Consider the following 10,305-nt stretch of genomic DNA (forward strand, 5'->3'; position numbering starts at 1 on the left):
GGTAACGCAGTGCGCAGGTGGGAACTCGTCGCGGACGGCTCCGCGAAGTTCTGGGAGATCGAGCAGGACGGCGCGACGGTGACCGTCCGGTTCGGACGGCTGGGCACCACCGGCCAGACCCAAACCAAGGAGCTGGCCTCCGCCGAGGCGGCCACCGCACACGTCACCAAACTGGTGTCGGAGAAGGAGAAGAAGGGCTACAGCCCACAAGGCACCGCTGGCCAGCCCCTCGCGGCCTCAGCCACCAGCGCCCCCTCAGCGGCCAACGGGTCCGCCACGCCTGCCACCCAGCAACCCGGCACCGACCATTCCGCGAACGCCCTGTCGGGCACCACCATCGGGCAATCCGCAGCCGCACAGCCACCCGGCACCGCCCCCTCGCAGCCACCCGGCACCACCATCGGGCAACCCGCGGCCGCGCAGCCACCCGGCACCACCATCGGGCAACCCGCGGCCGCGCAGCCACCCGCCACCGCCACCGCGCAACCACCCGGCACCACCACCGCCCCCGCGGCCGCGCAGCCACCCGGCACCGCCCCCGCAGCCTCCGCACCCACGACCGCTTCACCCGGCGCCACCACGGGCCACCCCGCGAACGCCCTGCCCGACACCGGCCAGCCGTCCAGCACCGCCACCGCGCCCGCAGCCCCGGCACCCACGACCGTCCTCGACGAGGACACCTGGGTGCTGCCCAAGGCCTGGCTGCGAGACGCGGTCCGACAGCGCGGAATCACCCCGGCACCCGAGTTCACCCTCGACCCCGCCAAAGCCGACCAGGCACGCCGGCAGATCACCGAGCAGGCGGAGAAGATCGAAGGCGCCCTCACGGCCAAGTGGTCCAAGGCAGAGCTGGTGACGGCGGCCCGCGCCCACCTGGCCGGCCAGGCGAACCCCGTAGGCGCGGCGTCGATCGCGGCCATCACGAGGCCAGGCGCGCCCGCGGTGCACGCCTGGATCGCCGACCACGGCCTCGCCTTCGCCGCCGCGGCGGTCGTCAAGGTCACGAACGTCTCGTTCGCCGACCAGTGGGACCAGAAGCGCGGCAAGTGGACCGGCGTCTGCCTCCAGCCCTCCGACGGCAGGTTCCAGGTGGCGATCGGGGATCCGGAGGGCCAGATGCTCACGGTCGTCCGGTACGCGATCGCCGTCGCGGGCGAGGAGGAGCGTGCGGCCGCCGAAGCCGTGCTGGAGGAGCTCGGCAGGGAGAAGAACGAGCAGCAGGTCCGGTCCTACCTGGTGCCGGAGCGGGTGGACTGGTTCACCGAGGTCTGCGAGAAGGCCTACACGTCCAGCCGGTGGTGGATGCTGCCGAGCAGCGCCCGCGGCCTCGAGGACTTCAAGAAGGCCGACGAATCGCTCACGACCTCGGCGTTCGTGCTCTACACGGCGGTGTACGCGCTGGGTCCGGCGGTCGCGCCGCTGCTCGCGGTGGAACTCGACTCCGACAGCTACTACCAGCGGACGGGCGGTCGCAAGCAGGCGTTGAACGTGCTGGCGGCGTTGCCGACCGACGAGGCGTTCACGATCCTGCTCGACCGGCTGGACCAGAAGTACGTGCGGTCCGCCGCGGTGACCGCGATGACGGCGTTCCCCAGGAGGGCGGCGCGGTTGCTGGCCGAGCGGGTGTCGTCGAGCGAGAGCGCGCGTCGGCTGCTGCACGCCCACCTGCTCTCGAACCCGGAGATCACGGTGCCCGACGAGGTCGCCGCGGTACTCGCCGAGTCCGGCCTGGTGATCCTGCCGGACGCGAGCGCGGAGCAGTTGCCGCCGTTGCTGGCCTCGCCGCCGTGGCTGAACCGCAAGAAGGCGGTGAAGCCCGTGGTCCTGGCGGATCTCCCGGTGCCGGAACCGGCGGTCCACTGGCAGCCCGGTGAGCGCGAGGAATGGCTCGAATCCGGCGAGGGGTGGAAGCAGGACCACCACGACTGGCGCAAGCTCCTCAAGGACTACGAGGCCGGCACCGTCGGCTACTACGACAACGACCTGTTCCTCCTCGCCCCCGACGACGAGGTGCGGCACCTGCTCGCGGACTGGCAGCCGAACTACAGCTACGGCGTCGAGGAGTGGGGCAAGAACATCGCGGCCCGGTTCGGCACCGACGCCGCGCCGGCACTGGTCCGGCAGGTCCAGTCGGCCCCGGCGACGGCCGGGCTCGTGCTGCTGCCGTTCGCCACTGTCGAGGTGGCCGTGCAGATGGCCGACTGGTTCGCCCGCACCAAGCAGCCCCGGCGCTGGGGCCTCGAATGGCTCGCGCGGCACCGCGAACAGGCCGCCCGTCTCCTCATCCCGGCGGCCGCGGGCAAGGCGGGCGTTCCCCGCCGCAACGCCGAGGCGGCGCTGCGGCACCTGCACACCACCCTCGGCGTCGACGTGCCGGCGCTCGCCCGGGAGTGCGGTGCCGAGGCCGCGATCGACCTCGTGCTGTCGGTCGACCCGGTCGACGTGCTGCCCGCGAAGCTGCCGGCGATCGGTGTGTGGGCGGACACCCGCCTGCTGCCCCAGGTCCTGCTGCTCGACCGCAAGCACGCCCTGCCCGCCCCGGTCGCCGCGCACCTGCTGATGACGGCCGCGCTGTCCAAGCCGGGCGAGCTCTACGCCGGGTTGCCGATCGTCCGCGAGGCACTCGACGGGGAGTCGCTGGCGGAGTTCGCGTGGGCGGTCTTCGAGGCGTGGCAGGAGGCCGGCGCGCCGTCGAAGGAGAGCTGGGCGCTCAGCGCGCTGGGCTGGTTCGGCAACGACTCGACGGTCCGCGCGCTGTCCCCTCTGGTGCGCAGGTGGCCGGGCGAGAGCCAGCACGCCAGGGCGGTGTCCGGTCTGGACGTCCTCGCCGACATCGGCACCGAGGTCGCCCTGTCGCACCTCAACAGCATCGCCGAGAAGGTGTCGTTCAAGGGTCTCAAGGCCAAGGCCCAGGAGAAGGTCGCCCAGATCGCGGCCGAGCTCGGCCTGTCCCGCGACCAGCTGTCGGACCGGCTGGTCCCGCGCCTGGGCCTCGACGACGCCGCGACCCTGACCATCGACTACGGCCAGCGGCAGTTCACCGTCGGCTTCGACGAACAGCTCAAGCCGTTCGTGCTCGACCCCGACGGCAAGCGCCGCAAGGACCTCCCGAAGCCCGGCGCGAAAGACGACCAGGACAAGGCCCCGCTGGAGCACAAGCGGTTCACGGCGTTGAAGAAGGACGTCCGCACGATCGCGTCCGACCAGATCCAGCGGCTGGAACGCGCCATGGTCGACCAGCGCACGTGGAGCGCCGAGGAGTTCCTGACGGTCCTCGCGGCGCACCCGCTGCTGTGGCACCTGGTCCGCCGCCTGGTCTGGATCACCGACGACGGCGCGTCCTTCCGCCTGGCCGAGGACCGCACCCTCGCCGACGAGAACGACGACGAGTTCACGTTGCCCGGCGACGCCGCGGTCCGGGTGGCGCACGCGGTCGCCCTGCAGGACACGGCGGCGGCCTGGGGCGAGGTGTTCGCCGACTACGAGATCCTCCAGCCCTTCCCGCAGCTGGGCCGCCCGGTCCACCTGCTCGCCTCCGCCGAGGAGCTCCTGCCCCGGCTCAAGAAGTTCTGCACCACGCCGTACCCGATCGGCAAGATCCTCGGCCTGACCAAGAAGGGCTGGGTGCGCGGCGAGCCGCAGGACGCGGGCGTCGAGTGCTGGATCACCCGGCCGTTCCCGGACGGCGGCGCGCTGGTCGCCTCGCTCGAGCCCGGCATCGCGGTGGGCGCCATGGACGTCTTCCCCGAGGTCGCCTTCAGCGACGTGTGGTTCTCGCGCAGCGGCCACGGCACGTGGTCCGCGCCGAAGGACGCGCCCGCCACCTACGACATCGACCCGACCACCGTCTCCGAGCTCCTCTCCGAACTGGAGTCCCTGCAGTCATGACCAGCACCCAGACGATGCAGCGCCCTCCCGCCGAGGTCCGCTACGCCGACGAGCTCGCCCGGCTCCGCGACGCCGACACCGCGCCCAAGCCGCCGGGCTGGGCGCTGAGCCTCGCCTCCGCGCGCAAGTTCGTGGTGGGCGACGAGAAGAGCGGCATCAGCAAGAAGTTCGTGGGAGATCCGTCCCTCGTGGACAGGGCGCTGGTGACGCTCGCGACGAGCCGCGGCCTGATGCTCGTCGGTGAGCCGGGCACGGCGAAGTCGCTGCTGTCCGAGCTGATCGCGGCGGCGGTGTGCGGTGAGTCGACGCTGACCATCCAGGGCGGCGCGGCGACGACCGAGGACCAGATCAAGTACTCGTGGAACTACGCGCTGCTGGTCGCGGAGGGCCCGTCGCCGCGCTCGCTCGTGCCGGCGCCGATGCTGCGCGGCATGGCCGAGGGCAAGATCGTGCGGTTCGAGGAGATCACCCGCTGCCCGCTCGAGGTCCAGGACTGCATGCTGTCGATGCTGTCCGACCGCGTGATGGCGATCGGTGAGCTCAACGGCCCGGACGGCATGGTGTTCGCGCAGGACGGGTTCAACGTGATCGCCACGGCGAACACGCGGGACAGGGGTGTCAACGAGATGAGCGCCGCGCTCAAGCGGCGGTTCAACTTCGAGACGGTCTTCCCGATCGCGGACTTCGACACCGAGCTCGCGCTGGTCGAGCAGGAGGCGGCGAAGCTGCTGGAGCGCTCCGGTGTGGAGCTCGCGCCGAGGCGCGACGTGCTGGAGGTGCTCGTGCGCACGTTCCGCGACCTGCGCGAGGGCAGCGACAGGCTCACGACCGTGATGAGCACGGCCGAGGCGGTGTCGGTGGCGCACGCCGTCGGGCTGCGGGGCTGGTTCCTGCGCGGTGAGGTCGGTTCGGCCGCGGACGTCGTGGAGTGCCTGGCGGGCACGGCGGCGAAGGACAACGCGGAGGACCTGGCGCGGCTGCGGCGGTACCTGGAGCAGCACGCGGCGCGGCGCAAGGGCGCGCAGTGGCAGGAGCTGCACCGCGCCCGTCACCTGCTGCCCGGCTGATGGGGGCCGTGTTCGTCGGCGTCCGGCACCACAGTCCCGCCTGTGCCCGGCTGGTCGCCGCCACGATCGAGGAGCAACAGCCCGCGTACGTGCTCGTCGAAGGTCCCGCCGACTTCAACGAGCGCATCGACGAGCTGCTGCTGGGGCACGAGCTGCCCGTCGCGTTGTTCAGCTACTCCGACCAGCACGCGTCGTGGTCGCCGTTCTGCGACTACTCGCCGGAGTGGGTGGCGATCATCGAGGCACGCCGGTGCGGCGCCGAGGTCAGGTTCATCGACCTCCCGGCGTGGCACGAGGCGTTCCGCGACGTGAGCAACCGGTACGCCGACGCGGAGCTGCGCTACACCGAGGTCGTCGACCGGTTGTGTGTGGAGTTCTCCGTGGACAACGTCGACGTGCTGTGGGACCACCTCTTCGAGTGCGAGACCGACCCGGTCGGCATGGCCGAGTACTTCGACCTGCTGCGCGGCACGGCGGACGCGGACGAGGGCGACTCGGCGCGCGAGGAGTACATGGCGCGCTGGGTGCGGGCGGCGGTGGCCGACGCCGGCGACAGGCCGGTCGTCGTGATCACCGGTGGCTTCCACACCGCGGCGCTCAAGGCGAAGCTCGACGGCGGCACCGAGTGGCCGGAGGTGCCCGAACGCGAAAGGGGTGCGAGCTATCTCGTGCCGTATTCGCACGCACGGCTGGACGCGTTCACCGGCTACCAGTCGGGCATGCCGTCACCCGGCTACTACCAGCAGGTCTGGGAGAACGGGGCCCAGCGCGCGGCGGACTGGCTGGTCGAGTCGGTGGCCACGCGGCTGCGCGAGCGGCAGCAACCGGTGTCGACGGCCGACCTCATCGCCGCGCACACCCAGGCCGGTGCGCTGGCCCGGTTGCGCGGTCACGAGAACCTGGCGCGCACGGACGTGCTCGACGGGCTGACCAGCGCGTTGATCTCCGAGGACCTGACGCAGCCTCCCCCGTGGACGCGGCGCGGCACGCTGCAGCCCGGCGCGCACCCGGCGTTGGCCGAGATGCTCGGGGCGTTGCGCGGCGACAAGGTCGGCAGGCTGCACCCCGGCACGCCGGCGCCGCCTCTGGTCAACGCCGTGCAGGAGCTGTTGCGAACGCACGGTCTCGACCAGGAGGGCAAGGTCGCTCTCGACCTCACGGACGCGGAAGCGCTGGGGCGCAGCAGGATCCTGCACCGCCTGCGGGTGCTGCGGATCCCCGGCTTCACGCGCACGAGCGGCCCGACCGAGGGGGCCCAGCCGCGCCTGGACGAGCAGTGGACGCTCCGGCCGGTCGAGGAACGGCTCGCGGCGTTGATCGAGGCCGCCGAGAACGGCGCCACGCTCGAGGAGGCGGCCGGGGCGGTCCTGGAACGCCGCTCGCGGCACGCCCAGCTCGAGGAACTGGCCGGGATCCTGTTCGACGCGGTGCTGTGCGGGATCTCGACGTTGTCCGGCAGGGTCAAGCAGTCGCTGAACGAGGGCGTGAAGGACACAGGTGACCTGGCGGCGCTGGGCAAGGTCCTGAGCGGAGTGCTCGGGCTGTGGCGGCACGACAGGTTGTTCGGCACCAGGAGGGACCCGCTGCTCGGCTCCGTGATCGACGTCGGCACCGCGCGCGTGCTGTGGCTGGTCGAGGGCCTGCACGGCGGACCGGCGCCGGCCGATCCGAACCGGCTCAAGGCGATGGCGGCGGCCAGGGACGCGGTGCTGCACGCGAAGTCCGCGCTGTCGCTGGACGTCGTGGACGTCACGGGCGTCGCGACGCGCGTGAGCAACGACGTGCAGGCTCCACCGGACCTGCGCGGAGCGGCACTCGGACTCGCGTGGGCGCTGGGCTCCAAGCCGGACGTGCGCAAGGTCCGCACCATCGAGGCGCTCGGCGACTGGCTCGCCGGGTTGTTCGCGGTGGCGCGGGAGGAGGTGCTGGCGAGCCCCGACCTCGTCGGCGTGCTGGACGAGCTGGTCAGCGCGATGGACGAGGACGAGTTCCTGGTGGCGTTGCCCGCTTTGCGGCTCGCGTTCAGCTACTTCCCGCCCAGGGAGCGGGAGACCATCGCGGCGACGGTGCTCGCCCACCGCGGTGTCGAGGGCAGCACGAGGAACGTCACCCGGCTCACCGTCGACCCGGTGGCGGTGGCGGAGGCGATGGCGATCGAGAAGCGCGTGGACGCGTTGCTGGTGAAGGGCGGGCTGGCATGACGGACCTGGAACGCTGGCGGCTGATCCTCGGTGAACCGGCGTCGCGCTGCACGGGAGGCCTGCAGGGCGACGCGGCCCGCCGGGACGTGGCGCTGGAGTGGCTCTACGGGCGTGATCCCGAACTGGCCGAACGTGGCGTGCGCAAGGGCGGCAGCGAGGACTCGGTGCTGCAAACTGTCGACTGGCTGGACGAGGTCCACACCCTCTTCCCGAAGGAGACGATCGAACGGCTGGAGCGCGACGCGGTCGAACGCTACGAGATCACCGACATCGTCACCGATCCCGATGTGCTGCAACGGATCGAGCCGAACCCGGCGCTGCTGCGCGCGGTGCTGCGGACCAAGCACCTGATGAACCCGGCCGTGCTCGCGATGGCGCGCAAGATCGTCGAAGCGGTCGTGAGGCAGTTGATGGAGAAGCTGAAGACGGAGGTGCGCACGGCGTTCAGCGGCACGAGGTCGCGGCGGCCGAGCATCCACAAGAACTCCCGCAACTTCGACTTCCGCTCCACGATCAAGGCGAACCTCCAGCGCTACCAGCCGGAGGAGCGCAAGCTCGCGATCGAGCACCCGAAGTTCGTCTCGCGCACCAAGCGGAACCTGGAGCAGTGGCAGGTGATCCTGCTGGTCGACCAGTCGGGGTCGATGACCAGCTCGGTGATCCACTCGGCCGTCACGGCGGCGTGCCTGTGGGGGCTGCCAGGGCTGCGGACGCACCTCGTCGCGTTCGACACCAACGTGGTCGACCTGACCTCGGACGTGACGGACCCGGTCGAGCTGCTGATGAAGGTGCAGCTCGGCGGCGGCACGGACATCGCCAAGGCCGTGGTGTACGGGGCCGAGCTCGTGGACAGCCCGCGCCGGTCGATCGTCGCGATCATCAGCGACTTCTACGAGGGCGGCAGCGAGGAGCGCCTGGTCCGCACGGTCAAGGGGCTGTGCGAGCAGGGCACCCACGTGCTGTGCCTCGCGGCGCTCGACGACGAGGCGAACCCGGACTACGACAGGGCTCTGGGCCAGCGCCTCGCGAACGTCGGCGCCCACGTCGGCGCGATGACCCCCGGCCAGCTCGCGGAATTCGTTGCGGAGAAGCTCAAGTGACCAGACCCGACCTGATGGCACTGACCCCGGACGCGCTCGCGGCGCTGGCCAACCGCGGTCTGGTGAAACGTGCCGTCAAGGAGCTCGACGCGGGGGTCGTCCCGGCGCTCGACACCGATCCGTCCGGTGCCGTCCAGGGCAAGTTCCCGGACGGCACCACGACCACGCTGCCGCCCGGCATCACGCTCGAAGCCGCGCAGTGCAGTTGCGGCGCGGCGGGCGTCTGCCGGCACCGCATCGCCCTGGTCCTCGCCTACCAGCGCACCCAGGAGGCGAGCGCGCCCGCCGACCTGTGGTCGCCGGGCGCCGTGACGGACGACGACCTGGTGGCGTTGATGGGCGAACGCACGCTGCGCCGCGCCCGCAGGGCGTTCCAGGCCGGCTACCGCGCCAAGCTCCGCCGCCCGACAGCGGACGACCTGACGGCACAGGCGGAACTCCCGACCTGCACCGTCACGTTCCTCGTGCCCGGCGACCTGTCCTACGTCCACACGGACGCGGTGAACAAGGACGAGGCGACGGCGCTCGCGGTGTGGGCGTTCCGCGAGGCCGACACAGCGGGCACCGACACGGTCGACGTCGGCGGATCTCCCACCACGGCAACGGATCTGACGGCGGTCACCGACCTCCTCGACCAACTCCTGCTGGACGGCACCACGAACGCGAGCGAGGTGCTCGACGTGGCGTGGCAACGCCTGCACCGCGACCTGACCGCGCAACGCCTGCACTGGCCCGCCGCCGTGATCACCGACCTGCTCGCGCACCTGTCCGCGTACCGCAGGCGCAGCGCCGACTACGAGGCCGAACGGTTCGCCGCCCTGCTGACCGAACTGCACGCCCGCACCACCGCCACGGGCCCCCGGGCCGAGATCCTCGGCCCGGACGAACCCGCGGAAACACCCCTGAAGCGGGTGAGGCTGACCGCGCTGGGCGCGCGCCTGCGCGCGGAGAACGCGGTCGACGTCTACTTCGCCTCGGGCGACGTCGTGCTGGTGCAACGCGACACTCCCCTGCGCACCGGCCAGCGCCTCGCCGCGTCGAACGTCGTGTCCGAATCGGCAACGCGCAGCGCGAGCCGCGCCGTGACGCTGAAGACGAGCAGGGTGGCCAAGACGTCGCTGACCCCGGTCGGCACGGCCTGGGACCACCTGCCGCAGGCCTTGGTGGTCGACGACTACGACGCCGCCGCCGCACACCTGGCGGCCCTACCGCCACGCCAGGTCAGGGCGAGGGTCGAGGCGGAACTGGTCCGCGTGCTCCGAGTCACCGAGGTCACCGACCTCGCCTACGACCCCGCCGCACAACGCCTCACCGCGACCCTCCACGCCCCCAACGGCACGACGTGCCTCCTGGAGGCAACGCACCGAGCCGCCGCCCCACACTCCCTCGACGCTCTGACAGCGGCACTGCGCGCGACCCCGACGACCATCACCGGCAGCATCCGCCGCCACCGGGGCACGCTGCTGGTGGACCCGCTGGCCGTCCACACCTCCGCGGGAGTGGTGGTGCCAGACCTGGCGACCGGCACGGCGCCACAACCCCTGTCGCCGGGCGCCACCTCGTCCGACCCGCTGAGCGCGGTGGTGGACAGCGGCCTCACGGTCCTGGCCGAGGCCGCGCACCGCGGCCTGGACCACCTGACGGACAGTCTGCTGGCCCGCACGCGCGAGGTCGGCGCCCACCTGCACAACGCGGGCTTGCGCACGGCGGCGGCCCACGTGACGGCCTTCGCGGACGGCCCGGCCCCGGCGACGTGGTTGAGAGCGCACCTGAGGTTGCTGGTGACTGCCGACGCACGCTGACGAACCCGGATTCGTGTCGAGCAAGACTGAGCGGAAGCCCGCACTCAGCGCACCCGAGGTCGCCGATGGCAGCCGAGGCACGCTGACGAGCCCGGATTCGTGTCGAGCAGGGCTGAGCGGAAGCCCGCACTCAGCGCACCCGAGGTCGCCGGTAGCAGCCGAGGCACGCTCACGAACCCAGATTCGTGTCGAGCAAGCCTCAGCAGAAGCCCGCACTCAGCGCACCCGAGGTCGCCGGTAGCAGCCG

The 10,305-nt window shown here is 71.8% G+C and carries 5 protein-coding genes; all 5 read left to right on the forward strand.

Going from position 1 to position 10,305, the window contains the following annotated elements; all coding sequences use genetic code 11:
- Positions 1-9 precede the first annotated feature (9 nt).
- Genes IE307_RS09980 through IE307_RS10000 form a run of 5 tightly spaced genes read left to right on the forward strand, consistent with a single transcriptional unit; the run spans position 10 to position 10,058 of the window.
- Positions 10-3,888, forward strand: coding sequence for a DUF4132 domain-containing protein (locus IE307_RS09980; protein ID WP_191297551.1), 3,879 nt, complete (start codon positions 10-12; stop codon positions 3,886-3,888).
- Positions 3,885-4,955, forward strand: a complete 1,071-nt coding sequence (locus IE307_RS47260; protein WP_268250351.1) for an ATP-binding protein — start codon at positions 3,885-3,887, stop codon at positions 4,953-4,955. Before IE307_RS09980 ends, IE307_RS47260 begins: the two co-directional genes overlap by 4 nt.
- The gene (locus IE307_RS09990; RefSeq protein WP_191297552.1) at positions 4,955-7,156 is read left to right on the forward strand and encodes a DUF5682 family protein; all 2,202 of its coding nucleotides are present in this window, start codon (positions 4,955-4,957) and stop codon (positions 7,154-7,156) included. The genes IE307_RS47260 and IE307_RS09990 overlap by 1 nt, the downstream gene beginning before the upstream one ends.
- Complete coding sequence (locus IE307_RS09995; RefSeq protein ID WP_191297553.1) at positions 7,153-8,256, forward strand: VWA domain-containing protein; 1,104 nt, start codon at positions 7,153-7,155, stop codon at positions 8,254-8,256. Before IE307_RS09990 ends, IE307_RS09995 begins: the two co-directional genes overlap by 4 nt.
- On the forward strand, positions 8,253-10,058 hold the full coding sequence (locus IE307_RS10000) for a YehQ family protein (protein ID WP_191297554.1): 1,806 nt from the start codon (positions 8,253-8,255) through the stop codon (positions 10,056-10,058). Before IE307_RS09995 ends, IE307_RS10000 begins: the two co-directional genes overlap by 4 nt.
- Positions 10,059-10,305 lie beyond the last annotated feature (247 nt).

The organism is Lentzea cavernae (assembly GCF_014653695.1).
Taxonomy (GTDB): Bacteria; Actinomycetota; Actinomycetes; order Mycobacteriales; family Pseudonocardiaceae; genus Lentzea; species Lentzea cavernae.

What these genes read in the sequence shown, in the direction of transcription:
- IE307_RS47260 (WP_268250351.1), top strand. Translation starts at nt 3,885, where the DNA reads ATGACCAGCACCCAGACGATGCAGCGCCCTCCCGCCGAGGTCCGCTAC.
- IE307_RS09990 (WP_191297552.1), top strand. Translation starts at nt 4,955, where the DNA reads ATGGGGGCCGTGTTCGTCGGCGTCCGGCACCACAGTCCCGCCTGTGCC.
- IE307_RS09995 (WP_191297553.1), top strand. Translation starts at nt 7,153, where the DNA reads ATGACGGACCTGGAACGCTGGCGGCTGATCCTCGGTGAACCGGCGTCG.